This window comes from Cohnella zeiphila (genome assembly GCF_014212055.1).
Lineage (GTDB): Bacteria > Bacillota > Bacilli > Paenibacillales > Paenibacillaceae > Cohnella > Cohnella zeiphila.
Genome location: NZ_JACJVO010000016.1, coordinates 158,412 through 184,609, shown reverse-complemented (window position 1 = coordinate 184,609; position 26,198 = coordinate 158,412). Strand labels below are relative to the sequence as shown.

At 61.7% G+C, this 26,198-nt stretch carries 20 protein-coding genes; 18 read left to right on the top strand and 2 right to left on the bottom strand.

Annotation, left to right across the window (positions count from 1 at the left end; genetic code table 11):
- The first annotated feature begins 32 nt into the window (after positions 1–32).
- The 6 genes from H7C18_RS13945 to H7C18_RS13920 all read left to right on the top strand — a co-directional run bounded on the left by H7C18_RS13945 (position 33) and on the right by H7C18_RS13920 (position 6,755).
- Positions 33–1,418, top strand: coding sequence for an amidohydrolase family protein (locus H7C18_RS13945; protein WP_185129684.1), 1,386 nt, complete (start codon positions 33–35; stop codon positions 1,416–1,418).
- 37 nt (positions 1,419–1,455) lie between these two features.
- The gene (locus tag H7C18_RS13940; RefSeq protein WP_185129683.1) at positions 1,456–2,445 is read left to right on the top strand and encodes an aromatic ring-hydroxylating dioxygenase subunit alpha; all 990 of its coding nucleotides are present in this window, start codon (positions 1,456–1,458) and stop codon (positions 2,443–2,445) included.
- Positions 2,446–2,664: 219 nt separating this feature from the next.
- The gene (locus H7C18_RS13935; protein ID WP_185129682.1) at positions 2,665–3,789 is read left to right on the top strand and encodes an ABC transporter substrate-binding protein; all 1,125 of its coding nucleotides are present in this window, start codon (positions 2,665–2,667) and stop codon (positions 3,787–3,789) included.
- A 108-nt stretch (positions 3,790–3,897) separates the two neighbouring features.
- A complete protein-coding gene (locus H7C18_RS13930) occupies positions 3,898–4,863 on the top strand; it encodes an aromatic ring-hydroxylating dioxygenase subunit alpha (protein ID WP_185129681.1) in 966 nt (321 codons plus the stop codon).
- Between the two features lie 34 nt (positions 4,864–4,897).
- Positions 4,898–5,956, top strand: coding sequence for an aromatic ring-hydroxylating dioxygenase subunit alpha (locus tag H7C18_RS13925; RefSeq protein ID WP_185129680.1), 1,059 nt, complete (start codon positions 4,898–4,900; stop codon positions 5,954–5,956).
- A 109-nt stretch (positions 5,957–6,065) separates the two neighbouring features.
- A complete protein-coding gene (locus tag H7C18_RS13920) occupies positions 6,066–6,755 on the top strand; it encodes a TVP38/TMEM64 family protein (RefSeq protein ID WP_185129679.1) in 690 nt (229 codons plus the stop codon).
- 88 nt (positions 6,756–6,843) lie between these two features.
- Here the strand turns inward: H7C18_RS13920 and H7C18_RS13915 are convergent, their stop codons facing one another.
- Together H7C18_RS13915 and H7C18_RS13910 are read right to left on the bottom strand one after the other, a co-directional pair.
- On the bottom strand, positions 6,844–7,596 hold the full coding sequence (locus H7C18_RS13915) for a hypothetical protein (protein ID WP_185129678.1): 753 nt from the start codon (positions 7,594–7,596) through the stop codon (positions 6,844–6,846).
- 329 nt (positions 7,597–7,925) lie between these two features.
- Positions 7,926–8,444, bottom strand: a complete 519-nt coding sequence (locus tag H7C18_RS13910; protein ID WP_185129677.1) for a DinB family protein — start codon at positions 8,442–8,444, stop codon at positions 7,926–7,928.
- A 127-nt stretch (positions 8,445–8,571) separates the two neighbouring features.
- Between H7C18_RS13910 and H7C18_RS13905 the strand changes: the two genes are divergently transcribed.
- The 12 genes from H7C18_RS13905 (at position 8,572) to H7C18_RS13850 (ending at position 26,144) form a co-directional block, all read left to right on the top strand.
- A complete protein-coding gene (locus H7C18_RS13905) occupies positions 8,572–9,519 on the top strand; it encodes a helix-turn-helix transcriptional regulator (protein ID WP_238357689.1) in 948 nt (315 codons plus the stop codon).
- A gap of 186 nt (positions 9,520–9,705) precedes the next feature.
- Positions 9,706–10,716 carry a LacI family DNA-binding transcriptional regulator gene (locus H7C18_RS13900; RefSeq protein WP_185129675.1) on the top strand — a complete coding sequence of 337 codons (1,011 nt, stop codon included), beginning with the start codon at positions 9,706–9,708 and terminating at the stop codon, positions 10,714–10,716.
- A 61-nt stretch (positions 10,717–10,777) separates the two neighbouring features.
- Positions 10,778–12,571: an L-fucose isomerase gene (locus H7C18_RS13895; protein ID WP_185129674.1), complete on the top strand. Its 1,794-nt coding sequence runs from the start codon at positions 10,778–10,780 to the stop codon at positions 12,569–12,571.
- A gap of 18 nt (positions 12,572–12,589) precedes the next feature.
- A complete protein-coding gene (locus tag H7C18_RS13890) occupies positions 12,590–14,260 on the top strand; it encodes a ribulokinase (RefSeq protein ID WP_185129673.1) in 1,671 nt (556 codons plus the stop codon).
- Between the two features lie 451 nt (positions 14,261–14,711).
- Entirely contained in the window at positions 14,712–15,821 is a 1,110-nt protein-coding gene (locus tag H7C18_RS13885) for a glycoside hydrolase family 172 protein (RefSeq protein ID WP_185129672.1), read from the top strand.
- A 26-nt stretch (positions 15,822–15,847) separates the two neighbouring features.
- Positions 15,848–16,969: a DUF4185 domain-containing protein gene (locus H7C18_RS13880; protein ID WP_202887062.1), complete on the top strand. Its 1,122-nt coding sequence runs from the start codon at positions 15,848–15,850 to the stop codon at positions 16,967–16,969.
- A gap of 103 nt (positions 16,970–17,072) precedes the next feature.
- Complete coding sequence (locus H7C18_RS13875; RefSeq protein WP_185129671.1) at positions 17,073–18,515, top strand: ABC transporter substrate-binding protein; 1,443 nt, start codon at positions 17,073–17,075, stop codon at positions 18,513–18,515.
- A gap of 74 nt (positions 18,516–18,589) precedes the next feature.
- Positions 18,590–19,477: a carbohydrate ABC transporter permease gene (locus H7C18_RS13870; RefSeq protein ID WP_185129670.1), complete on the top strand. Its 888-nt coding sequence runs from the start codon at positions 18,590–18,592 to the stop codon at positions 19,475–19,477.
- 26 nt (positions 19,478–19,503) lie between these two features.
- A complete protein-coding gene (locus H7C18_RS13865) occupies positions 19,504–20,328 on the top strand; it encodes a carbohydrate ABC transporter permease (RefSeq protein ID WP_185129669.1) in 825 nt (274 codons plus the stop codon).
- 27 nt (positions 20,329–20,355) lie between these two features.
- Positions 20,356–22,593 carry a DUF6259 domain-containing protein gene (locus H7C18_RS13860; RefSeq protein ID WP_185129668.1) on the top strand — a complete coding sequence of 746 codons (2,238 nt, stop codon included), beginning with the start codon at positions 20,356–20,358 and terminating at the stop codon, positions 22,591–22,593.
- Between the two features lie 298 nt (positions 22,594–22,891).
- Complete coding sequence (locus H7C18_RS13855; RefSeq protein WP_202887061.1) at positions 22,892–24,841, top strand: DUF4185 domain-containing protein; 1,950 nt, start codon at positions 22,892–22,894, stop codon at positions 24,839–24,841.
- A 307-nt stretch (positions 24,842–25,148) separates the two neighbouring features.
- Positions 25,149–26,144 carry a zinc-dependent alcohol dehydrogenase family protein gene (locus H7C18_RS13850; protein WP_185129666.1) on the top strand — a complete coding sequence of 332 codons (996 nt, stop codon included), beginning with the start codon at positions 25,149–25,151 and terminating at the stop codon, positions 26,142–26,144.
- The last annotated feature ends 54 nt before the right edge of the window (positions 26,145–26,198 follow it).

Below are 26,198 nucleotides of genomic sequence, written 5' to 3'. Positions count from 1 at the left end.
GATACGCGACTTGGAAAAAGGAGGGCGCGGGGATGGCGGACAAACTGTTTTACAACGGAGCCGTGCTCACGATGGACGACTCGGGGCGCGTGCTGAAGCCCGGATACGTGTACGTGACGGACGACACGATCCGGGAAGTGGGGGAGTGGCGGCCGGACGATCGGTTGGACCGGCTTCGCGCTTCGTGTTCCTTCACGTACGACGCGGAAGGCAAGGCGATCGTCCCCGGGCTGATCAACGCCCATACGCATCTGTTCCAGACCTACATGCGCGGCGTATCCGACGATTTTCCGCTGGCCGACTGGCTCCGCGAGATTGTCTGGCCGCTCAGCCTGGCGATGGAGCCGGACGATTTTTACTTGGCGGCGCTCGTCGGCTGCATCGAGAATTTGAAGTCCGGCGCCACCTACTTGATGGACCATCATTACATCCACACATCCGCCGAAAATACGGCCGGCGTCCTCCGGGCGTTCGTCGACTCCGGCATCCGCGGCCATCTGGCGCGAGGCGGCTCGGATCTGGCAGGCGAGCCGAGGCTGCGCGAGCCGGAGGAGCGAGTGTTCGCGGCAACGGACGAATTGCTGGACCGCTGGGAGGGAGCGGCGTCGGGGAGGGTGAGCATCGCTCTCGGACCGCTTAATCTGTACGGCTGCTCGCGTCCGTTCCTGGAGAGCGCGGCCCGTTACGGCAGGGAGCGCGGCTTGATCTCCCACGTTCATGTCGCGGAGACGCGCGGTCAGATCGACAACACGCTGGAACGGTTCGGGCTGCGGAATCTGGAGCTGCTGGACGAGGTCGGCCTGCTCGGCGAGCGGACCCAGGTGGTGCACGGCGTCTGGCTCGACGACGGCGAGCTGGAGACGATCCGGGACCGGCGAGCGTCGGTCGTCCATTGTCCGGTATCCAACATGTACCTAGCGTCCGGCGTCGCGAGGGTGCCGGAAATGCGCAGGCTCGGCATCAACGTGGCGCTAGGAACCGACGGCCCGGGAAGCAACAACTGCCAGGACAATCTGGAGGTGCTCAAATTCACGGCCTGCCTGCACAAGGTGCATGCGCTCGACTCGACCCTGCTGCCCCCGGCGGACGTGCTCGGCATGGCCACGAGGGGAGGGGCGCGGGCGATGGGACGGGAGCGCGATCTGGGGAGTCTGGAGCCGGGCAAAAAAGCGGACGTCGTCGTCGTCGATCTGCTGAAGCCTCACATCAGTCCGGTTCACCGCGTCTCCTCCGCCCTCGTCTACAACGCCAACGGGAACGACGTCGAATTGGTAATGGTAGGCGGGCGCATTGTCGTGGAAGGGGGCCGATGCACGCTGGTGGACGAGCGGGAAGTTCTGCTCCGCGCCCAGGCGCGCGTAAACGCGCTGCGGGCGAAGCTGGCGCCGGCTTATCCGATTTTCGCTGTGGAAAGTTAATTCCGGATTTCAAGAGAGGAAGGGTGAGAGGAAGCCGATGGAACGTTTGCGCGATCCCGTGCTGGAGAACGATTGGCATGCCGTTTGTTTGTCTTCCGAAGTGAAGGAGAAGCCGGTCGGCGTTACGCTGCTCGGCGAGAGAGCGGTTCTGTTCCGGACGGAGCGGGGCATTTATGCGCTTCGAGATCTGTGCGTCCATCGGGGGGCGATGCTCTCCAAGGGGCGGATCAAGGACGGGGCGATCGTCTGCCCCTATCACGGCTGGCAGTACGACGGCGAAGGCCGCTGCGTCTGCATCCCGGCCCAGCCCCGCGGGGAACGCATTCCGCCGAGAGCCAAGGCTGAGTCTTACGCCTGCGAGGAGAAGTATGGCTTCGTCTGGGTTTGCCTAGGGAAGCCGAACGGCGGCGTTCCGCACTTCGAAGAGTTCGCCGATCCGGCGTACCGGCCGCTTCCGTGCGGACCCTACCCGGTCAAGGCGGCCGCCACGCGCGTGATCGAGAATTTTACCGACTTCGCCCATCTGATGTTCGTGCACGAGGATCTGCTCGGTCACCCGGACCATGCCGAGTTGCCCGAAATCAAGGTCATCAAGGAAAAAGACCGCATTTATATCGAGAACATTCCGATCTTCCAGCCGATGGCGCACTCGGGCTCGGACAAGAAGGAGGGGACGACCTACGTTTACCGCAAGGAGGTCTATCGCGCGCTGTCCGGGCGGCTGTCCAAGACCGATCCCGGAAACGGCCAGACGCTGTGGATTCTGATCACGGCCACGCCCGTGGCGGACGACGAATGCCTGGTATTCATGATCGTCTCCCGCAATTACGGATTCGACGTCGACGACGGGAACTTCATTCGCTTCCAGGACATCGTGTTCGATCAGGATGCCCGCGTCATCGAGACGCAGAAGCCGGAGCTGCTGCCCCTCGATCTTCAGGCGGAGTTGAATCACCGGGTCGATATTTTCTCCGTCGCGTATCGGCGTTGGCTGAACGAGATGGGAGTCGTCGTCGGAACGGCGTAAAAAAATTTCGAATTTTAATGTCATTTTTCGTGACATAAAAATCTCCGACATCGTCGTCGAGTGCCTCGATTGCAGCCGGTTGAACAAACGAAACGCCTGCAATTGTGCCTCGTTACAATTCGAATGTCATTAATATTGACCTTCCTATTACATGCCCATAAGATGTACCTAGCAACACCATCCAAACAAAGAAGCTTGTTACGGAGGGGAGCAGAAGCCATGAGACCAGTTTCTGCAAGACGGGGTATCGCCTACACGCTGATTGTCGCTTTAACAGCCTTAACGGCAGCTTGCGGCTCGAACGGGAACGGGGCTTCGGAAAGCGCGAGCTCGCCGGCCGCGTCCGCCGGCGGGGCGAGCTCGAGTCCGCCGGCAGCGACCGCCAGCGGCGCCGGCCCAAGCGCAAGTGCCAGCGCCAGTACCGGCGCGGCGTCCGAGACGCCCAAGGAGACCGTGAAGTCCACGCTCGTGCTGAACTGGTTCGCGGAACCGGAGCACGGCGGCAACTTCGCCGCCGTCGCCAAAGGGTTCTACAAGGACGCCGGGTTGGACCTGACCATTCAGAACGGCGGTCCTTCGGTTTCCTCGTCGCAGATCGTCGCGGCCGGCAAAGCGGACTTCGGCATGGTCAATGCCGACGACGTTCTCGTCGCCCGTCAGGAAGGCATTCCGATCGTGGCGATCGCCACCGCGTTCCAGAAGAGCCCGCAGGCGCTGTTCTATCACAAGGAGTCCGGAATCAAGGACTTTTCCGATCTGAACGGGCACAAAGTGTACGTCGCCGCGACGGCAAGCTTCTGGCAGTATATGAAAAGCAAATACAAGCTGGACAAAGTGCAGGAGATGAAGTACACGGGCTCGCTCGTCAACTTCGTCAACGATCCGAATGCGGTCACGCAGGGCTACGTCACTTCCGAGACGTACACGCTTCAGCAGCAGGGCGTCGACTTCGGCACGCTGCTGAACGCCGATTCCGGCTATAACATCTATGCGGGCGTATACATTACGACCGAGAAGATGATCAAGGAGCATCCGGACCGGGTCAAGGCGTTCGTCGAAGCGACGGTCAAGGGCTGGGACTATTACAAGGATCATTCCGACGAGATCAACCCCGAGATTCAGAAGATGGACCCGGACATGACGCTCGATATGATGAAGTTCAGCGCCGAGAAGGAGATGGAGTTCGCGTTCGGCGGCGACGCCGCTACGAACGGCACCGGCACGATGAGCGAGGCGCGGTGGACGGAACTCCAGAAGCAGATGCTGGACGCCGGCGTGCTGAAGAAGGCCGATCCGATCCAGGAAGCGTTCACGCTCGAGTTCCTTCCCGGAGCCAAATCGTAAGGGGAAGGGAAGCGAGGCTGTCCGCCGGTTGCCGCCGCGGGCAGCCTTCGTTGTCGGGCGCCGATGCAGGCGGGCGGCCGAGACGGAAAGCGAAGGAGGTCGAACGGAATGAAAGACGACGTTCTGGCGCAAAGCTGGATCCCCGTCTGCGAGACGAAGGAGCTGTCCGACAAACCGCTCAAGGCGGAAGTGCTGGGGGAGCGCATCGCCCTGTTCCGCGCCTCGTCGGGCGTCAAAGCGCTGAAGGATTTGTGCGTTCACCGGGGCGTCGCGCTCTCGCTCGGAGCGGTCAAGAACGATTGCCTCGTTTGTCCCTATCACGGCTGGGAATACGGCGGCGACGGCCGGTGCGTGCACATCCCGCAGCTGCCGGACAACCAGGCGATTCCGCTCAAGGCGCGCGTACCCGCCTACGGCTGTCTGGAGAAGTACGGGCTGATCTGGGTCAACCTCGGCAACAACCGGCCGCCCGAACCGGCGTTCCGCTACCTGGACGAGGAAAACTTTCAATCCATTCTGTTCGGCCCGGAGACGGTCCGCTGCGCGGCGCCGCGTTTTATCGAGAACGTACTGGACGTCGCCCACTTCGCCTTTACCCACGACGGTTATTTGGGCGATTCGTCCCGCCCTCTCATTCCCGATTATCGGGTACGCGAAGAAGGGAGCGGCGTGCTCGTCTCCGACGATATCGCCTGTTATCAGCCGAACGCGGACGCCCGGGGCGGGCTCGTCAACCATTACCGGTACGAGATTCCCGGCCCGCTTGCGATGACGGCCGTCAAGCTGGACAAGGAAACGGGCGACATCGTGTACATCGTCACCGCCGTCTGTCCTATTGACGAGCGAACGACGAAGGTATTCATGCTTTTCGCGGCCAACTTCGGGATGGATTGGGGGGAGTTCTACGACTATCAGCGGATCTTGTTCGAGCAGGATCGCCTCATCGTAGAGAACCAGAAGCCGGAAGAGCTGCCGCTCGACCTGCAGGCCGAGCTTCATCTGAATCCGGACCGCTTGAGCATCGCCTACCGCAAAATGCTGCGGGGTCTCGGCGTCAGCTTCGGGACGGCGTGACTCGGGCCCCCAACCGAAAGGAGAGAGAGGGAACATGCTTCAGACGAAACAACCGGCGCTGCGCAAGTTTTATTACCCGGTCCTGCCGGCGTCGATGCTGGATGAAGGGCCGCAGAGCGTTACTTTGTTCGGCGAGCCCGTCGTCCTGTGGCTGGATGCCGACGGCAAGCCGTCGGCGGCGGTCGACCGCTGCTGCCATCGCACCGCCAAGCTGTCCAAAGGGTGGACCGAGAGCGGCTGCATCGTTTGTCCGTATCACGGCTGGCAGTTCAACCGCGACGGCAAGTGCACCTACTTCCCGCAGTCGGAGCTGGAAGATCCGCCGAAAGTGTACAAAATCAAAGCGTATCGCTGCGAGGAGCGCTACGGCCACGTCTGGGTCGCCCTGGATGAACCGCTGGCCGGCATTCCCGAATTCAAGCGGTACGGAGAGCCCGGGTTCCGCCAGATCGAGGAGTTCTACCATCCGATTCGCTGCTCGGCTTTGCGGCTGATGGAGAATTCGTTCGACAACGCCCATATCGCGTTCGTTCACCACAACACGTTCGGCGACAACAAGGACCCCGTTCCGGCGGCCATGCGCATCGAGAAGAACGAGACCGGCTTCGACATGTATTCCGAAGTATCCGTCACCAACAAGCTGAACTCGGTCGTCAAGGTAATCGACGTGGAGGAGGCGGCGACGGTGCGCAAGACGCATTCCCGCTGGTTCCTGCCGTTTATCCGCCAGACCGACATCACGTACCCGACGGGGCTGGTCCATTCCATCGTCACGTGCGCGACGCCGATCGACGACGCCGGCTGCATGCTGACGCAGTTCGTTTTCCGCAACGATACGGAGGAAGACGTGCCGGCCGAGAAGGTGATCGCCTTCGACCGGGCGGTCGTCGCCGAAGACATGGAGGTGCTCGAGTCGACGGAACCGAACGTTCCTCTCGATCTGAAGCTGCGGATGGAGACGCATATGTTCTCCGATAAGCCAGGCATCCTGATGCGGGAAATGCTGTCGGACCTGTTGAAGCAGCAGGGCGAGGAGGAACAGCTTCCTCGGTTCGGCACGCCGCAGGTGTACAAAATCGAGCTCAAAAGGTGACGGTCTTCTATGATTCGAACCGGTCCTGCCTGCTTTGAGCGAAGTTTGGGAATCCTGCATGATAGAGTCGATTCGCCTCGGCCATCGTTCTATCGGAAGGAGCTCTCTCTTGCGTCGTTCGAATCTCATGAAGATCGCCGGCGCGGCAGCCGCCGTCTGCCTGCTGCTCTGGGTCGATTTTCGTTATTTAAAAGTTACGCCGGAGACGATCCGGGGCTGGATTCTGTCGTTCGGATGGATCGCGCCCGCCGTCTACGTCGGATTGTACGTCATTCGGCCGTTTACGCTGTTCCCGTCTTCGGTTCTGTCGCTCGCGGGAGGACTCGCCTTCGGCACGTGGAAAGGAATGTTCTTGACCGTCGTGGGGGAAATTCCCGGAGCGGTCCTGTCGTTCTGGCTGGCGCGCCGAATCGGGGCGGGCCTGTTCCGCGGCGCGGAGACCGATCCCCGGCTGCGAAAGCTGGAGTCGGCGATGGCGCGGCGGGGATTCCCGATCGTGCTGGCGCTCCGGCTCGCCCCGTTCGTTCCGTTCGATCTGGTCAGCTATGCGGCGGGAGTCGCCCGCGTTCCGATGCGCGCCTATTTCATGGCGACGCTGATCGGCTCGCTGCCCGGCACGTTCGCCTACTGCTTCCTGGGGGCGAGCCTGACGCACGGCAATTGGAAGGAGATCGCGGTTGCGGCGTTCGTTTTCGCCATCGCCGTGGCGGTTCCGTTCCTGTTCCGCTCGAGAGTGGAGAAGCAGGTCGAGGAGGAAGGGCCGTCCATCCGGCGGAAAACGGGACAGGGGGCAAGTTGAAGGAATTGTGTTAAGAGGTCGGGAAAAGCGGGAAAACGAAGGAGCAGGCGCGGGGCGCGTCTGCTCCTTGTTTCATTTTGGCGTCCGCTCAGAACACAAACAGCTCCAGCACGATCGAACTGTTCGGTTCGGCGGGGAAGTTCAGCAGCGTTTCGGGGATGAGCCTTCCGTTATAGCGGATTCTCAGGCCGACCCGGCCGCCGATGCGGATGCCGGAGACGGCGATGATGCCGCCGCGGGGGCCGAACACCACCAGGCCGGACGACCACAGCGCCTGCCCGATCGTGATGCCGGGGAAGAAAGGCACGTAAGTCGCCGTCGACGCGCCCGGAAAAGCGAAACCGCCGGCGACGCGGACGGAGATGAACGCTTGGGGCGGAAACGGAAACGGCGGCCGCGGCGGCGGGCCCGGCGGGAAGGGTCCGAGACCGGGCGGGAAGGGTCCGGGACCGGGCGGAAACGGCCCTGGTCCGGGCGGAAACGGTCCCGGTCCGGGCGGGAAAGGCCCTGGTCCGGGCGGGAACAGCCCCGGACCGGGGCCAGGCCCGAATCCCGGCCCGAATCCCGGGCCGATCTGCTGCGCCGGGCCCGAAGGGGTGCCGCCCGGGCCCGGCATCATCCGCTCGTTCTCCGGGAATACCCACCACGGGACTTGCCTTGCCGGCGCCTGCGCAGGCTCGGCGGCCTCGCTCCGGTGCAATTTAACCTTGCGGCCGGACGCTTTTTTTCCGGCGGCTTGGGCTGATTTGCCTTTCGGCGCATGAGCGGCCAGTTTGACCTTCGAAGTGCCGGATGAAGCTTTGGCGATCGGTCGCTTAGGCTGCGACCGTGTTTTCGACATGGCGTATTCCTCCTTGCGCTAGAAAGCCGACCCGTAAGGCGAGTTTCTCGTTCGCGGTTTCTAGGCTGATGTACGGTTAATGCAGGATATGCGCCTAGCCGCCGAGCGGTGAAAGACTAACGAACGCAAGCGAAGAACGATCATCGGGGGAAGAGAACAAAAAAAGGAGCCTGCGGCAGCAGCCGCAGGCCCAAACGTTATATAAATGAAAAGGGGGGTCATGTAAGTATTGTATCCGCCGAATGTGAAGGGATCATGAAAGCCTCATTACGGTTTCGTTACAATCCGATTGGACATCCGTAACAAACAGGTCCTTTTTTCCTACGCGGTCACAGCGTCCACGAATTCGAAGCCGGGCCGTACAGATCGCGCATGGATACCGGAATTCCCAGCTGCTTCATGTAAGTGAACATTTGACCCCGGTGGTGATAAAGATGCGTCGTAATCTCCATCAGCCATTTGAACTGGACGACGGGCTGATGCTTGGCGAAGAACGGGGCGGTCGAGCGATAAAGCAGCTCCTTTTCGTCCAAAGAATTCATATATTCTTTTAACGCAAGAACTCCGTCGCGCATGACCTCCGACAAAGCTTCGGCGTCTCTGAGGCGAGAGATCGACATGACCAGCTTGCCCACCTGCTCTTTGGATTGTTCCTGCAGGATGGCCAGCTCTTGGGCGGGCACATGGGCGAGATGGCGGGCAAGCTCGATCAGGCTTCTCATGTCATCGCGGGGACGGTAATCCCATTGATCCTCCCGGATCATGGGCAGCAAGGAACAGGTCGTAGCGAGCGCCAGCTCCATTTCCTCAAAAAGAAGATCTTTGACGCGGGAGATTTCGGGATTCATTTGCACTCATCCTTTCCATGGTTAGGGGGTTGCCACGAACTTGACGATAGCACGCAAATAAGTCAGATCCCGGCTTATTTGAAAGGTATAATGGAGGAAAATGCGGCGGGGAGCGGGGCTTGCCTTGATGAAGTCACAGCGTCTCATTCGATTGATGATGGTGATCAACGCCAAAAAGGCGTTTACCGTTCGGGAGCTTGCCGACGAGTTCGGTTTGTCTCCGCGTACGATTACCAGGGATTTGCGGGAGCTTAGCGAAGTCGGTTTCCCCATCTATACGGTGCAGGGTCGCGGCGGCGGTTACCGGCTGCTGCGGGAGAGAATGCTGCCGCCGATCGCTTTCTCGGAGAACGAGGCGGTCGCCGTCTTTTTCGCCTGCCGGTCGCTGCAGTATTTCGGATCGGTTCCGTTCGACGAGAGCGCGGCTTCCGCGGTTCATAAGTTCTATCATTACTTGCCGGACGATGCGAAGGGGCAGATCGACCGGCTCCGCAACCGGGTCGTGATCTGGAATCCCCGCCGTACCATGTCTGCGGAATGCCTGCAGACTTTGCTGCAAGCGGTCATGAACGACAGCGTGGTAACCATCGATTACAAATCCGACAGCGGAACGACGCGCAGAGAGATTCAACCGGTCGGCCTCTACGCGAACGAAGGCTATTGGTACTGTCCGGCTTACTGCTTCCTGCGGCGGACCTACCGGCTTTTTCGCGCGGATCGTATCGTCTCCGCCCGTTTGAACGAAGCGTTTCCCGACCGGCAGGATCTGAGCGGCCGATCGGTATTCGAGTGGATCGCGCCGGATTTGGCGCGCTTCGATCCCCAATGCGATTTGATCGTCGACCTGACGGAGGAAGGCGTGCGTTCGCTTGAGACCAACGTCTGGTTCGGACCTCATCTACATGTTCGCGAGGATGGGGGAGGGACTGTCCGGATGAGGATTCCCGTTCGCAAAGCGGCCTTTTTTGCGGATTTGATCTGGCAATTGGGCAAGGAAGCCCGGATCGTGGAGCCCGCGGAAGCCGTGGATTACTTGAAGCAAAAGATCGAAGAGGTCAGACGGCGCTATCTTTGAGCCGGATCGGACAAGCCGTCTTTAACATTCGAAAATGTGGTTGACAGACGAGCCCGGCATCCGTTATGCTAGGCCTGTAAACGATTACGTAAACGATTACACAACGCATGGCGCAAGGACGGAATCGGCGACGGAAATTCGGAAGGCGCGCGAATGGCGCGAAGAAATTTAGAGGTGAGCAAGCAGTTGGCTAAGGCAACAATCAAGGAAGTGGCGGCGGAAGCGGACGTTTCCACGGCAACGGTATCCAGGGTGCTGAACGAGAGCGGTTATGTCAGCGAGGAGATCAAGGAGCGCGTGCTGGAGGCCGTGACGAAGCTGAACTATCAGCCGAGCGCGATCGCCCGAAGCCTGAAGCAGGATAAGACGTTTACGATCGGCGTCGTCGTGCCCGACATCTCGAACCCTTACTTCATGGGCATCTCCCGGGGCATCGAGGACGTGGTCGGGGTGGAAGGCTTCCAGCTCACGTTCTGCAGCTCGGATGAGTCGCCCGAGAAGGAGAGCCGGCTCATTCAACTGCTGCGGGAGAAAAGGGTGGACGCGATCGTGCTCGCCACTTCCGGAGGAAACGACGAAGCGGTTCGGGCGCTGGCGGATTCCGGCGTGCCGGTCGTGCTCATCGACCGCAAGCTGGATTCGGAAGACGCCGGCCGAGAGCTGGACCTGGTCGCGGAGGACAACGAGGACGGCGCCAGCCGTTTGACCGCGAAGCTGCTGCGGGACGGGCACGTCAGGATCGGCGTCGTCAACGGTCCGGTGCGGGTCAGCACCGGCCGCGAACGTTATGACGGAGTGCTGCGGGCGATGAAGGAGTTCGGGCTCGATCCGAACCCGCTGGTGTTCAACGGAGGCTTTACGACGGAGGACGGCATCCGGGCGGTGCGCAAATTCCTGCAGGCCGATCCCCGGCCGACGGCGATCGTGTCGCTGAACAACCGGATGAGCCTCGGCGTGCTGCTGGAGATCGTTCGAAGCGGGCTGCGCATTCCCGACGACATCGCCGTCGCTTCGTTCGGAGAAGTGGAGGCGGGGTCGCTGCTCAAAAATCCGGGCCTCTATTATATCGATCAGCACCCGTACGACATGGGCACGAAGGCGGGCGAGATTCTTCTGAAGCGGATCCGCAAGGAAGATTCGCCGCAAGCCGAGCCCGTTGTCGAACTGTTCCGCAACGAGGTGAACCGAATCGGCTGAATCCGCTGCGGCGGCCGGCCGGTTCCTTAACCGGAGGAAGACGAAGGAGAGGAAAATGTTGATGACGACACCGATGATCTGCAATCGATTGCAGGGCGAGATGCCCAAGATCGGCATTCGCCCGATCGTCGACGGCCGCCGAGGCGGCATTCGCGAGTCGCTGGAAGACGTGACGATGGAGATGGCGCGGCGGGCGGCGGAGTTCCTGACGGCCAACTTGAGGCACAGCAACGGCTTGCCGGTCGAATGCGTCATCGCCGACACCTGCATCGGAGGCGTGGCGGAAGCGGCGCGAACCGAGGAGAAGTTCGCCCGGGAGAACGTCGGGCTGACGATCTCGGTGACGCCGTCCTGGTGCTATCCGACGGAGACGATGGATCAGCATCCGACCCGCCCGAAGGCAATCTGGGGCTTCAACGGCACGGAGCGTCCGGGTGCGGTGTACCTGGCGGCGGCGCTGAGCGCGCACAACCAGAAAGGGCTTCCGGCCTTCGCGATCTACGGGCGCGACGTGCAGGACATCGGCGACACGGAGATTACGCCGGACGTGCAGGAGAAGCTGCTGCGGTTCGCCAAGGCAGGTTTGGCCATGGCGACGATGCAGGGCAAATCGTACCTCTCGATGGGATCCGTGTCGATGGGGATTGCCGGATGCGTGGCGGACGAGAGCTTTTTCCGGCAGTATCTGGGGATGCGCAACGAGTATGTGGACATGACCGAGTTCGTGAGACGCATGGAGCTCGGCATCTATGATCGGGCGGAATTCGAGAAAGCGCTTGCATGGGTGAAGATGAGCTGCCGGCCCGGCGAGGACGTCAATCCGCCGCATCTGAAGCGCACCGACGGGCAGAAGGAGAAAGACTGGGAGACGGTCGTGAAAATGGCTTTGATCGCCCGCGATCTGATGATCGGCAACCCGAAGCTCGCGGAGATGGGATACGGGGAGGAAGCGCTCGGGCATAACGCGATCGCGGCCGGATTCCAGGGGCAGCGGGCGTGGACGGACTATTTCCCGACCGGCGATTTCATGGAGGCCATCCTCAATTCTTCTTTCGACTGGAACGGCGTTCGCGAGCCGTTCATGCTCGCGACCGAGAACGATACGCTGAACGGCGTGACGATGCTGCTCGGTCATCTGCTGACGGACGCCGCGCAGATTTTCGCCGACGTGCGCACCTATTGGAGCCCGGAAGCGGTGCGGCGCGTCACCGGGCATACGCTGGAAGGTCCGGCGGCCGGAGGCATTATCCACCTGATCAATTCCGGCCCTGCCGCGCTGGACGGCACCGGCAGGCAGACGAAGGACGGACGCCCGGCGATGAAGCCGTTCTGGGAGATCGCGCCGGAGGAGGCGCAGGCTTGCCTCGATGCGGTGCAATGGTGTCCGGCGGTCGATTTTTTCCGCGGCGGCGGCTTCTCGACCGACTTCACGACCCGTGCGGGAATGCCGGTCACGATGGCGCGCGTCAACCTGATCGCGGGCGTCGGGCCGGTGCTGCAGCTGGCCGAAGGGTATACGGTCGAACTGCCGGACGACGTGCACGACAAGCTGGACCGGCGCAGCAACCCGACCTGGCCGACCACGTGGTTCGTGCCGAACCTGACGGGCGAAGGGCTGTTCCGCGACGTCTACTCCGTCATGAGCGGCTGGGGCTCCAATCATGCCTCGGTCAGCTACGGCCATGTCGGCGACAAGCTGATCACGCTGGCCGCGATGCTGCGCATTCCGGTGAGCATGCACAACGTGCCCGAGGAGCGAATCTTCCGTCCGAGCGTCTGGACGGGGTTCGGCGGCCTGGAGCCGGTCGGGGCGGACTACCGGGCCTGCGCGGCGTTCGGTCCGCTGTACAAATAGCGGAAGGAGGCGGGGACAATGGCGCTCGAACGGCGATATGCGATCGGGGTCGACTACGGTACGGAGTCGGGCAGGGCGCTGCTCGTCGACATCGCCACGGGAGAAGAGACGGCGACGCACGTAACCCCGTATCCCCATGGCGTCATCGACGAGAAGCTGCCCGATTCGGGAGTCAAGCTCGGGCACGATTGGGCCCTGCAGCACCCGGACGACTATCTGGAAGTGCTGCGGCGTTCGGTGCCGGCCGTGCTCCGGGAAGCCGGCGTTCGTCCGGAACAGGTGATCGGCATCGGCATCGACTTTACGGCCTGCACGATGATGCCTCTGGATGCGGAGGGAACGCCGCTTTGCTTGAAGGAGCGATGGCGGGATGACCCGCACAGCTGGGTGAAGCTGTGGAAGCACCATGCGGCACAGGACGAAGCGAACCGGATCAACGAGCTGGCACGCGAGCGGGGAGAACCGTTCCTGGCGAGGTACGGGGGCAAGCTGTCTTCGGAGTGGATGCTGGCCAAGGCGTGGCAGATTCTGAACGAAGCTCCGGAGCTCTACGAGCGGACGGACCTGTTCATGGAAGCGGCGGATTGGGTCGTCATGCGAATGACCGGCCGGCTCGTCCGCAACAGCTGCACGGCGGGCTACAAAGCCGTCTGGCACAAGCGCGAAGGCTATCCGTCGGACGCGTTCCTCAGCGCGCTCGATCCCCGGCTCGAGACGCTGGTTCGCGACCAGCTGCGAGGACCGATCGAGCCGCTCGGATCGAAGGCCGGCGGGCTTACCGACGAGATGGCGCGGCTGACGGGACTTCGTCCCGGCACGGCGGTGGCCGTCGGCAACATCGACGCGCACGCCATGGTGCCCGCCGTCGGCGTCGTAACGCCTGGCAAGCTCGTCCTGGCGATGGGCACGTCGACGTGCCACCTGCTGCTGAGCGAGCGGGAGGTGCTCGCCGAAGGCGTCTGCGGCGTAGTGGAAGACGGCATCGTGCCGGGCTATTACGGCTACGAGGCCGGGCAGTCTGCGGTCGGCGACATTTTCGCATGGTATGTGGAGGAAGCGGTTCCGGAATACATCAAGCGGCTTGCGGCAGAGGAAGGAACAAGCGTTCACGAATGGCTGGAGCGGCGAGCCGCCGCGGCCAGACCGGGAGAGAGCGGCCTTCTGGCGCTCGACTGGTGGAACGGCAACCGATCCGTGCTGATGGACGCGGACCTGACCGGACTGATCGTCGGGCTGACGCTGCAGACGAAGCCGGAGGAGCTGTACCGGGCGCTGCTCGAGGCGACGGCATACGGAACCCGTGCGATCGTCGAAGCGTTCGAGCGAAGCGGCGTGGAGATCGACGAGCTCTACGCGTGCGGCGGGCTGCCGCAGCGGAACCGGCTGCTGATGCAGATTTACGCGGATGTCACGGGGCGGGAAATCCGCATCGCCGCATCGACCCAGACGGCGGCGCTCGGAGCGGCGATGTTTGGGGCGGTGGCGGCGGGAGCGGAAGCCGGAGGCTTCGACTCGATCGTGGAAGCGGCGCGGCGAATGGCCAGAGTCCGAGACGAGACGTTCCGGCCGAATCCCGGGAACGCCGCGATCTACGATTCGCTCTACCGCGACTACAAGGAATTGCACGACTACTTCGGCAAAGGCGGCAGCGACGTCATGAAGCGGCTGAAGGCTTTCAAAGGCCGGTAAGCGACGAGACGAAAAGCCGATCAAGAAGAACATGGAACGATGAGCGTCGCAAACCTGCGAAAGAAGCGCAATGACGGGGAGCGACGCAAGCCTTCGAAAGAAACACGAAGACACCCAAGCGAGGCAAACCTGCAAAAATGCAGTTATTTTCGCTCGAAAGCGGCAGGTACGCATGAATTCCTGCAAAAGTGCAGGCTTTGGATGGCTGGACAGCCGAATTGGGGGCATGGAGCGGTAAAAGGATGTATATTTGCAGTTATTTGGCCCCGATAGCCGTCTCGCCCCTCCCAAACCTGCAAAATTGCAGGTTTCAGACAGACGGCCACCATTTAGCGGGCTGTGAACAGAAGGCAGTACCGCCCCGACCTAGGACTCGTAAAGCACAATCGTTTTCAACCATCTGCAATCGATTGCAGTTTTGTACATTTTTCGACAGCAAAGGAGCCTGACCATGAACCCAACCTCGACCTTAGCATCCCTGAGCCTGGCCAGAGCCGGCAAGCGCAAACGCGAATCGAGCTACGACCGAAGCGGCGGCAACAAAGACTACTTCTCGGTCCGTCCGGGCGACCTCGTCGATATCTGCCGGATCGAAGGCGCGGGCGCGATCACCCACATCTGGATGACGATGGCGACTGACGCGCCGCTGGAGGAACCGCATCTCCCCCGCAAAATCGTGCTCCGCATGTATTGGGACGGAGAGGCGGAACCGAGCGTCGAGGCTCCGATCGGCGATTTTTTCGGCATGGGCCACGGGTTGACCCGGAACTACGCGTCCGCCGCGCTGATGATGAGCCCGGAGGACGGGAAGGCGTTCAACAGCTTCTTCCGGATGCCGTTCGCGGAAGGGGCCCGCATCTCCGTGGAGAGCGAGGCGGAGCGGCCGATCAAGTTCTACTTCTACATCGACTATGAGCAGTACGATCGGCTTGCGGACGAAGAGCTGAGGTTCCATGCCCAGTGGAACCGGGAAAACCCGACCGACGGCATTCCCGAAGCCGGCACGGACAACGCGTTCTTCGAATTCGGCGGCAAAAACACGACCGGCGACGGCAATTACGTCATTCTCGACGCGGTCGGCCGCGGCCATTACGTCGGCTGCAACTTCAACGTTCACAACCTGCGGGAAACGCGCGAATGGAACTGGTACGGCGAAGGAGACGACATGATCTTCATCGACGGGGAGCCGTGGCCGCCGACGCTGCACGGCACCGGCATGGAGGATTACTTCAACACCGCCTGGTGCCCGCAGCAGGAAGTATGCACCCCGTATCACGGCATCATCCTGGGCGGCGGCCCGAACTGGAGCGGCAAAATCTCGACGTACCGCTACCACATTCTCGACCCGATCATGTTCGAGAAGAGCATTCGGGTGACGATCGAGCACGGGCACAACAACCATCGCAGCGACGACGTCTCGTCTACCGCCTATTGGTACCAGGCCGAGCCGCACCGCCCGTTCCCGGCTTTGCCGAAGGTGGGGAAGCGGCTGCCGCTGCCCGACGTCAAGCCATTCGATTCGGCATCCTTGGACCGGATTTTCGGTCATTCCAATCCATAATTCGAAGAAGCCAAGGAGGTCAACCATTGATTCGAAAAACGGCATGGCTCGCGGCGGGACTCGCGCTGCTGCTCGCCGGCTGTTCAGGGGGAGGCGGCAAGGTGAACCCGCAATTGGACGCAGAGGGCAAATCGTTCGTGCTCAAGGGAGTGTCGGCGGCCGAGAAGGTGTCCCAGATCACCGGCGCGGACTCGCCGAACAAGACGGACCGCTTCGCCGTCTACGGCACCGACCTCGGGTCGATGATCAACGACGGCGACAAGACGTACTTCGTGTTCGGCGATACGTTCGGCGAACGCGCGGCGGACCAGATCGGGGGCGGCGGCAGCTTCTGGCGGTCGAACACGATCGGCTACACGACCGACAGCAACCCGGCGGACGGTATCGCGCTGGACGGCATGATCGCCGACGACATCGGCCTGGCGAAGGAGCTGCTTCCTTCCAAAAAGGTCGACTATGACGAGATGACGAAAATTCCGACGTACGGCATCGCCGCGAACGGCGCGCTGTACTTGTACTACATGTCGGTGAACCACTGGGGCGATCCGGGCAAGTGGGACGCCAATTACGCCAGCGTCGCCAAGTCGACGGACGGCGGACAGAACTGGACGCTGCTGGACGGCGTGAAATGGCCGGGAGACAGCAACTTCATTCAGGTGAGCCCCTATAAGGTCCAGACCGGCGAAGACCAGGCCGACATTTATTTCTGGTGCATTCCGTCCGGGCGCTTCGGCGGCGTCCAGCTGATGAAGGTGGCGGAGTCGGACATCGAGAAGGCGGACGCTTACCGATACTTCGCGGGCATCGACGCGAAGGGGCAGCCGATCTGGAGCGCGGACCTCGCGCAGGCGAAGACGGTGGTGGACGATACGGTCGGCGAGCTGTCCGTCGTCTGGAACCCTTACCTCGAGAGATGGCTGATGACCTATCTCAAGGAAGGGGACGGCGTCGTCATCCGCGAGGGCTTGGCGCCTTGGGGGCCGTGGGGAGATCCCATCGACCTGGTGACGGCGGGCGAGCAGCCCGGCCTGTACGCTCCGTTCATGAACGAGCGGTATACCGAGGACGGCGGACGAACGATCTACTTCACGCTGTCGCTGTGGGACCCGTATAACGTCTATTGGTTCAAGACCTCGCTTGAGAAATGAAAGCGAATTCATCTCGGCGGTTCAGCCGCGTCTGAACGGCCCGGCCCTCGGTTTAAACGCGCAGCGTTTAAATAGTTTATCGAATAAAAAGGGAGGATTCCACATGCAAGCCAAAAGCAGAAAAAGCTTGACAGCCCTCGCGGCGGCCCCGATCATCCTGTCGCTCGCTCTGACGGGATGCGGAGGTTCGAACAATGGCGGCAACGCCGGCTCTTCGCAAAGCGCCGGCTCCTCGCCGAGCGCATCCGCCAGCCCATCGGGAAGCGCGAGCGCGAGCGCCGGCGCCTCGGCGTCTCCCAGCGCCGCCTCCGGGGCTCCGGTAACCATCGATGTCTGGGCCAACAAGTTCGAGGACACGACAACCACATGGTTCAAGAAGTGGACGGACGAGTTCAACAAATCGCAAAGCAACATCAAAGTAAACCTTACGATCGTGCCGGGAGACGCCTGGGATCAGAAGATGAAGGCCGCGCAGGCGGCCGGCAAGGCGCCCGACGTCTGGACGGTCAGCTACAATCAGGTGGCGAACGACGCCAAGCTGGGGCAGATCCAAGCGCTCAACGATCTGATGGACCCATCCGTATTTGACGACCTGTATCCGAACATGAAGGACTTCGTCGCGGTCGGCGACAAGTTTTACGCTTACCCGTGGCTGGTGGAGCCGTCCACCGTGCTGTATTACCGCAAGGACCTGTTTAAGGCGGCGGGCCTCGATCCGGAGAAGCCGCCGACCACATGGGACGAATTGCTCGCGGATGGCAAAGCGCTGACCAAGAAAGGGGTCTTCGGCTTCTCCACCGCGCAGGTTGCCGGCGATCTCGGCTGGTCGAGCTGGGGGCTGCAATATAACGCCGCCGGACACCTGCCGATTACCGACGACTGGTCCAAGGCCGATGTGCAGAACGACGGCTACAAGAAGCTGCTCACCTTCTATCAGCAAGCTTACCAATCCGGCATCATGCCGAAGCAGCAGTTGTCCGGCTACACCGACGCTGCCCCGTTCGGCCAAGGCAAGATTGCCATGGAGGCCAACGGCTCGTGGGCGATCGGCCAACTTCGCAACAGCTTCAAGGATATGGTGAATAACGTCGGCGTCGCGCCGATGCCGACGATTGACGGCAATCCGAACAACACGACCGCCACGCTTGGCGGCTGGGCGCTCGCCGTCGACGGCAAGTCGGAACATGCGAAGGAAGCGGCCGCTTATATCTCTTATATGCTCGCAGACGATCCGAACGTCGTGCTCGACTATTTCCGCGGGGCGCAGTTCTCCAAGTTCACGCCTCGCAAATCCGTCGACCAGGCGATGCAGAGCGATCCGGTCGCTTCGAAGGACGAAGTGCGGGCGATGATCGCCGAGAAGATCGTGCCGTATTCCAAGCCGGAGCCGATCTATCCGTGGGATATCAGCATGGCGTTCTCGACCGCGATCGAGTCGGCGATGAAGGGGACGGACGTGGACAAGGCGCTGTCCAAAGCGGAGAAAGACATCAACGACTATATCGCCAAGAACAAGCTGGCCGGCACCAATCCCAAGATGCAATGACCGGATGCGTTCCGGGGGCGGCGAGCCGCTCCCGGACGCTTATGCCGCATCCCCAAAAACGGAGATGAGCGAGAATGTTCAAGAAAAATTTCCGTCAGGACAACGCCACGGCGTACACGATGCTGCTTCCGATTCTGGTGCTGCTGACCGTGTTCGTGGTCATTCCTTTCGTCTACGCGATTCGCGTCAGCTTCTATAATTGGAGCTTCTACCAGGACTCGACGTTCGTCGGCTTCCGCAACTTCTACCTGGTGCTGACGGACCGCCTGTTCGGCAAGTCGGTCTGGATCGGAATCAAGTTCGCCCTCATGGTCGTCCCGACCACTTTGATTCTGGCTTTTCTGTTCGCCAACGTCGTCAAGAACATCAGCCCGAAGCTGTCCGGCTTCGTCAAGACGTCCATCTACATCCCGACGATTATCTCCGGCATCGTGGCTTCCGTCATCTTCGTGTTCATCTACGATTATACGGGCGGCCTTGCCAACTATGTGCTCGGGCTGTTCGGACAGGAGCCGAAAGCCTGGCTGGCCGAGGTCGGTTCGGCGCTGCCGAGCATCGCCGCCCCTGCCGTCTGGCTGGGCTTCGGCCTCACGGCGCTCATCATGCTGGCCGGATTGCACGACATTCCGGAGAGCTACTACGAAGCGGCCGACCTGGAGGGAGCGGGCGCGTTCCAGAAGATGTGGTACATCACGATCCCGCTTATGCGCAACGTCATCCTGTACCTGCTCGTCACCGGCTTCACGGCGCAGATCTCCCAGTACGAGCTGTCGCTGGTCATGACGAACGGAGGCCCGCTGAACGAGACGACGACGCCCAACCTGTACATCTTCCTTCACTTCCGCAACGACGTGATGGTCGGCAATTCGATCGCCGCTTCGCTGCTGTTGTTCGTCGTGCTGGGCGGCATTTCGGCGATCATCTTCAGGGTGCTCAATTCGGAAAAAGCGGTGGACGGCTGACCGAAGCCGCGAGGGAGGTTACGAATATGCGCAATAGAGGCTTGCTTACGCGCGCTGTGCTGGCCGTCGTCGGCGCGGCGGTGGCGGTAGTGGCGCTGTTCCCGCTGCTGTGGGTGGTCATCGCCGGATTCAAGGGCAAGACCGAGGTGCTGGCGACGCCGTTCAAGTTTTTTCCCAAGCAATGGCTTGTAGAAAATTATACCGACATCCTGGGCGATCCGTTGTTCCGCAAGACGATGCTGGTGACGTTCGGCGGCGCGATCCTGTTCGCCGTCCTCGCCCTGTTCGTCAATGCGAGCGCGGCTTACGTGTTCGCCCGGCTGGAGTTCCGCTTCAAGCGCATTCTGTGGGTGTACGTCATCATGACGATGTTCATTCCCGGGATGGCGATTCTGCTGACGTCCTTTATCGTCGTCAACAAGCTGGGCATGCTCGATACGCTCGCGGTGCTGGTGCTGCCGGGCGTCGCCTCCGCGGGAAGCATGTTCTTTATCCGGCAGTTCTACCTGAACATCCCGCTCGCGCTGGAGGAAGCGGCGCTGATCGACGGAGCGGGGCGCTTCCGGATCTTCACCGGCATCTTCGTGCCGATGTCGTTTCCGGTCTTCGTCATCGTCGGGATCGGCGCTTATCTGGGCTATTGGAACTCGTTCGTCTGGCCGACGATGACGATCACGAACCCGAACCTGTTCCAGATCATGCAGTATCTGTACAATTTCCGTTCCGAACGCTCGTCCGAGATGGGCATGCTGATGGCCGGCTCGGCGCTGGCCGCCGCGCCGACGCTGGTGCTGTTCCTCGTCTTCCAGAAGTACATCATCTCGGGCATCAAAATATCCGGCTTGAAGTAACGACGGCCAAACGGGGAGGCTGATAGAATGTTCGCGCTGGACAACGGGAGAATCCGGCTGGAGTGGAACGAGGCGGACGGCACGGTCCGCAGGCTTCGGGATGCGGGCAAGGACATCGACTTTATCGCGGAGCCGGACGGCGGCGAGCCGTTTCGGCTGGAGACGGATGCGGGCGTCTCCGGCGCGTTCGAGACGTTCGAATGGTCCGTGTCCGAAGAGCGGGACGGCCGGCCTGCGGAGGCGTCGCTTAGGTGGCGGACGGCGGCTGGTTTTACCGTGCGGGCGCGGGCGGCGCTGGACGAAGACGGGGTCTCGTTCCGCTGCGAGGCGGAGAACGGCTCGGGCGAACGGCTGCACAGCCTGGAATATCCGGTGTTCGCGGGCTTAAACGCGATTACGGACGAAGGGCGGGACGACTATCTGGCGCATCCGTTCGCGACGGGGGTTTTGGTCCGCCGGCCGTCGGAGCGATTCGCGGCGCCGGGTTCGGGCCTGCGGTACATGCCGTACCCGGAGAGCTTCTCGGGCGCCTCGATGCAGTTTTTCGCCTATTACGGCTTGAGCAGAGGCGGGCTTTATTTCGGCGCGGCGGACGGCGAAGGGCATCCGAAGTGGCTGAATTTCTATCGGAACGAGGGAGGGACCCTGGAGGCTTCGTTCATCCACGGCTGCGAGGACATCGGCCCCGGCAAAGGCTTGGCACCCTCATACCCGGTTAGGGTAGCGCTGCTCGAAGGACGAGGGTGGCACGAGGCGGCGGACCTCTACAAGGCATGGGCCGTGCGGCAAAAATGGTGCGCGAAAGGGCTCGCGTCGGATCGGGCGGCGGCGGAAGGGTTCCGGTGGCTGTACGAGGAGATGGGCGTCGCGACGTTCGGCATCAACGCCGGCTCCGACCGGACGCCGTGGCTGCGCGCCTATCACGACCACGTCGGAACGCCGATGTTCCACGTGCTCGGGCCCGACTGGACGAACGCGCCGCAGACTTTCGGCAGGGGCGTTCCCGGAGGCTTCGACGACTGGTTCCCGACGCGCTTCAACAAGGACAATCTGGCCTGCATGAAGGAGTACGGCGACCGGTTCGCGCCGTTCGAGTTCGACTATCTGTACAACTTCAAGGGCGCGGACGGAGAGCTCGGCCGCGCTGCCGCGCAGAAATTCCCCGACAACAAGAAGAGCGTCGACGCCTACAAATTCCCGTTCCTCTGCCCCGCCCACCCGTACGCGCACGATTTTCACGTCAAGCGGGACGAGGAGCTGGCGCGGACGGACGACGTGGACGCGATCTACTACGATATTTCGGCCAACAACATCCTGAAGGTGTGCATGGACGACTCGCACGGCCACCCGGTCGGCGCGGGGCGGCAGATCGAGGAGGCTTACCGCCGCAACTACGCCGACACGAAGGCGGCGATGGGCTCAGTTGCCGGCCGCTACGTGCCGATGGGCACGGAGATGATGAACGAGACGATGCTGGACGTCATCGACTTCTATCAGGCGCGCGCAGGCGGACAGCCGGCGGCGCCGCTGGAGCTGTGGCCGCTGCGCGACCTGCTGAAATCGGGGGAGGCGGAGCTGATCCCGCTGTTCGCCTACGTCTACCACGAATACGGAGCGCTGCGGATGGACGGCTGGGGCAAGCTGACCGAAGAGATCGGCAGCTTGTACTTCTACACGGTGGCGCGAACGTATTTGTGGGGCGGCTTGTACGAGCTCAATTACGAGTACAGCCCGATGGAGGCGCTGCCGCCGGACGGCCGCGAGAACGCTCCGGAGGAGCACTACTATACGTTCGAGCCGCGAGGCTATGCTTTCTCTCCCGAGCGCGCGGCCTACCTGGGCTTGTACGCGAAGCTGCGCATCGGGGCGGCGAACAAATATTGGGCGTACGGCCGGATGCTGCCGCCGCTCAAATTCGAGCGCGACCGGATGCGTGCCGAATGGTTCCACTACAACCACGGCAAGGAGACGCCGGAGTACAACGATTCCGGCGAGCTGGAGATCGATGCCGTGGTGCACAGCGCCTGGCAGAGCATGGACGGGAGCGTCGGGTTGTTTTTCGCCAACGCGAGCGATGCGCCGCAGCGCTTGCGGGTGCGGCTGGAGCCGGCGGTGCCGGGCAAGCTCGGCGTCGCTACGGGAGCCCTTTTGTTCGCAGCGGACGGCGCGGCGTCGACGCTTGCGCTCGGCCGATCGGAGACGGGCGAGACCGAATTCGAGCTGCCCGCCCGCAGCGTCGCGATGCTGGAGCTGCCGCCGCTTTAGCAGCACGGCTCCCCAGAGCCGGCAGCCAGCCGCACGCCCGAGTGCATAGCGGCACACGGTGCCGGCTGGCGGTGAGCCCGAGTGCATAGCGGCACACGATGCCGCTATGGGTGTCGGCTGGCGGTTCGCCCAAGTGCATAGCGGCACACGATGCCGCTATGGGCGCGAACGGACCGTTCTCCGTCTCTCTCCCCCTTTTCCATCTTGCACCCGGTCAGACAGACTCTGTTTGTTTTCAACCAAACATCCGGTCAGTCCTCCGCGATTCCAATCCCATTTGGCGAAGGATGGTGCTATGATGAAGAGGAATAAAATGTTAACGGCGATGCTTGCGGCAGCTCTGGCATTCGGAACGATGGAGCTCGGCGGCGCCGCGGCGCTGACGCCGACGGGAACGACGATGATCGCCCGCGTTACCGGAGCGACTCCGGCGGGCGAGACGCTGCCCAATCCGAACCAGACGGCCGTTAACTACAACGTAGGCGGGACGGATCTGGGCATTATCTGGGACAAGGGAGGCGGACAGTACTTCGTCGCTTTCGGCGATACGAACGACAGCGCGGGCAACTGGTCGCGCAGCAACGTGCTGGCGATCTCGTCGGACACGAACCTGGCGAACGGACTTTCTTTCGACACCATGATTCAGAGCTCGCCCGGCTACGCCAAGGAGATTCTGTCTTCCAAAAAAATCAACAACGACGAGATGACGGTCATTCCGACTGCAGGAGTGACGGTCGGCAGCCGCAGCTACATCCATTACATGTCGGTCAACCATTGGGGCTCGTCGGGCCGGTGGTACACGAACTATTCCGGCATCGCCTATTCGGACGACAACGGCCAGAACTGGACCAAGAGCCCGACGGTCAAATGGAACAACAACACGTCGACATGGGACAGTCATTTCCAGATGGCGGCGTTCCTGAAAGACAGCGGCTTCGTCTACATGTACGCGACGCCGAACGGCCGTTTCGGCGACGTTTACCTGGCCCGCGTGCCGGAGAACGGCATGCTGAACATCGGGGATTACCGGTATTGGGACGGCAACGGGTGGCAGGCGAGCGAATCCGCGGCGCGGCCGGTGTCGATCGGCGTGACGGGCGAGCTCTCGGTCGCTTACAATTCGTATTTTCATCGTTATATCATGACTTATCTGAACGAAGACCGCCAAGCGATCGTCATGCGAGACGCGGCGACGCCCGTCGGTCCGTGGAGCGGCGAGAAGATTCTCGTTCCGGGCAACTTCACCGGGCTGGGACAGTACAACGCCTTCATGCACCCGCTGTCGAACGGCGGGCCGGACTTGTATTTCATCATGTCGACGTGGTATCCCGATTACAACACGCATCTGATGAAGGCAACGCTGACGAGCGACATGCTCGGCGACAATCCGATCTCCGATCCGAGCTTCGAGACGCAGACCGCCACGCCGGTCATGGCGCCGTGGTATGTGACGGGCGAAGGCGGCATCGACCGGAATCTCGGCTACGCCCGCACGGGAGCGAACAACGGCTACGTTCGCAACGGCAGCGGCTGGAACGCGATCAAGCAGCGGATCGTCGTGCAGCCGAACACCAATTATACGCTCAAAGGCTGGGTCAAAACGTCCGCAAACAACACCGAAGGCTACTTCGGAGCCCGGCTGCCGAACGACGGCGCGGTCATCGGCGAGACACATTTCGCCAGCTTGTCCGGCTATACCGAGCTGGCCGTCCCGTTCAACTCGGGCAGCAATTCGGTCGTCGAACTGTACGCCGGCCTGTGGGCGAACGGGGGTACGTGGCTGCAGCTTGACGACGTCAGCGTGACGAGAGACGACAATCTCGTCGGCCATGCCGGGTTCGAATCGCAGCCGACCGCCAGCCTGACGTCGCCGTGGTACGCGAACGGCAACGCCGGGGTCGACCGCAATCTCGGATTCTCGCATACCGGCGCGAACAACGGATACGCACGCTACGACAGCGGTTGGAACGCGATCAAGCAAGAGGTTTTCGTCGAGCCGAACACCGACTACACGCTGACGGGGTGGGTCCGCACTTCCTCCAATAACAATGACGGCTACTTCGGGGCCAGGCTGCCGAACGGGGGAGCGGTTCTGAACGAGACGCATTTCGCCGGCCTGCCGAACTATACGCAGCTGACGGTCGCATTCAACTCGGGCAACCATCATAGCGTCGAGATTTACGCAGGGATGTGGGCGACGGGAGACACCTGGATTCAAGCGGACGACTTCCGGCTGACGAAGACTTGAGCACGGAGAATCCCCGCCCGAAGATGGCAGAAAACCTGCAAAAATGCATGTTTACAGGGACGCGATAGCGGAAAGTTCTCTATAACTTGCAAAAATGCAGGAATTTGAAGAGAATCGGGAGTACCATCCTGAAATTACTTTGAAAAAGATGTATTTTTGCAGGAATCTGCGCTTGCAGCCTGCGGTACGGGCTTAAAAGATGCAGAAACGCAGGTTTTCGCTGCCGGCACCGGTTGCTTCAACCGGCTTGCGCGTTGCCGGCGGCGGGAATGAGGATATTCATAACGGGAAAAAGAGGTGGAGCAGCATGAGAGCTCTGGTCATGGAGAAGCCGCGCCAAGCGGTCGTCAAGGAAGTGCCGGATCCGGTCCCCAAGCCGGGGGAGGTCGTCATCGAGGTCGAGCGGGTCGGCATCTGCGGGACGGACTTTCATATTTATGAAGGGGAGTTTCTGTCCCCTTATCCGATCATTCCGGGTCACGAGTTCTCGGGCACGATTCGCCGGCTCGGCGAAGGGGTAACGGACCTGAACGCCGGGGATCGCGTAACGGCCGATCCGTCGCTGTTCTGCGGAAGCTGCCGATATTGCCTGACGCATCGCGGGAATCAATGCGAGAAGTGGGGCGCGCTCGGCAACACGGTGGACGGAAGCATGGCCGAATACGTCGCCGTTCCGGCCCGCAACGTCGTGAAGATTCCGGACGGGATGACGTTCGGGACGGCCGCTTTTATCGAGCCGATGGCTTGCGTCGTGCATGCGATGAACCGGCTGCGTCCGCAGGCCGGCCAGTCGGCGCTGCTGTTCGGCGCCGGAGCGATGGGATTGCAGTTGGTCCAGTCGCTATCCCGGCTTGGCGTGTCCGCGCTCGCGGTCGTAGACGTGTCGGAGCGGAAGCTGGAGCTGGCCCGCGCGCTCGGCGCGACGGAGACGATACACGCGCGCAGCCCGGAACGGTTGGCCGGGCGGACGTTCGATATCGTCGTCGACGCCACGGGCATACCGGCCGTTATCGAGCAGGCGATGACGCATCTGGGAAAGACGGCCAAATACCTGCAATTCGGCGTTACGCCGACCGGCGCGCAAATCCGGTTGAACCCGTTCGATCTGTATCACAAGGATTGGACGATTCTGGGCTCGATGGCGATCAACTATACGTTCCTCCCGGCGTTCGAGTGGGTGCGGGAAGGCCGGATCGCGCTGGAGCCGCTCATCTCCAAAGTCATTCCGCTGGAAGAGGTGCCGGACTTTCTGGCGCGTCCGAAGGATCCGGAGCTGCTGAAGGTGCAGATTCAGATTCGTTGATCGAAGGGAAGCCGCGCGGCCGCCGATAGAAGACACGGGAGGTGACATGGCCGA

Coding starts and splice junctions, on each gene's coding strand:
- H7C18_RS13945 (WP_185129684.1), top strand. CDS start 33: ATGGCGGACAAACTGTTTTACAACGGAGCCGTGCTCACGATGGACGAC.
- H7C18_RS13940 (WP_185129683.1), top strand. CDS start 1,456: ATGGAACGTTTGCGCGATCCCGTGCTGGAGAACGATTGGCATGCCGTT.
- H7C18_RS13935 (WP_185129682.1), top strand. CDS start 2,665: ATGAGACCAGTTTCTGCAAGACGGGGTATCGCCTACACGCTGATTGTC.
- H7C18_RS13930 (WP_185129681.1), top strand. CDS start 3,898: ATGAAAGACGACGTTCTGGCGCAAAGCTGGATCCCCGTCTGCGAGACG.
- H7C18_RS13925 (WP_185129680.1), top strand. CDS start 4,898: ATGCTTCAGACGAAACAACCGGCGCTGCGCAAGTTTTATTACCCGGTC.
- H7C18_RS13915 (WP_185129678.1), bottom strand. CDS start 7,596: ATGTCGAAAACACGGTCGCAGCCTAAGCGACCGATCGCCAAAGCTTCA.
- H7C18_RS13910 (WP_185129677.1), bottom strand. CDS start 8,444: ATGAATCCCGAAATCTCCCGCGTCAAAGATCTTCTTTTTGAGGAAATG.
- H7C18_RS13905 (WP_238357689.1), top strand. CDS start 8,572: ATGAAGTCACAGCGTCTCATTCGATTGATGATGGTGATCAACGCCAAA.
- H7C18_RS13895 (WP_185129674.1), top strand. CDS start 10,778: ATGACGACACCGATGATCTGCAATCGATTGCAGGGCGAGATGCCCAAG.
- H7C18_RS13890 (WP_185129673.1), top strand. CDS start 12,590: ATGGCGCTCGAACGGCGATATGCGATCGGGGTCGACTACGGTACGGAG.
- H7C18_RS13885 (WP_185129672.1), top strand. CDS start 14,712: ATGAACCCAACCTCGACCTTAGCATCCCTGAGCCTGGCCAGAGCCGGC.
- H7C18_RS13875 (WP_185129671.1), top strand. CDS start 17,073: ATGCAAGCCAAAAGCAGAAAAAGCTTGACAGCCCTCGCGGCGGCCCCG.
- H7C18_RS13870 (WP_185129670.1), top strand. CDS start 18,590: ATGTTCAAGAAAAATTTCCGTCAGGACAACGCCACGGCGTACACGATG.
- H7C18_RS13865 (WP_185129669.1), top strand. CDS start 19,504: ATGCGCAATAGAGGCTTGCTTACGCGCGCTGTGCTGGCCGTCGTCGGC.
- H7C18_RS13860 (WP_185129668.1), top strand. CDS start 20,356: ATGTTCGCGCTGGACAACGGGAGAATCCGGCTGGAGTGGAACGAGGCG.
- H7C18_RS13855 (WP_202887061.1), top strand. CDS start 22,892: ATGAAGAGGAATAAAATGTTAACGGCGATGCTTGCGGCAGCTCTGGCA.
- H7C18_RS13850 (WP_185129666.1), top strand. CDS start 25,149: ATGAGAGCTCTGGTCATGGAGAAGCCGCGCCAAGCGGTCGTCAAGGAA.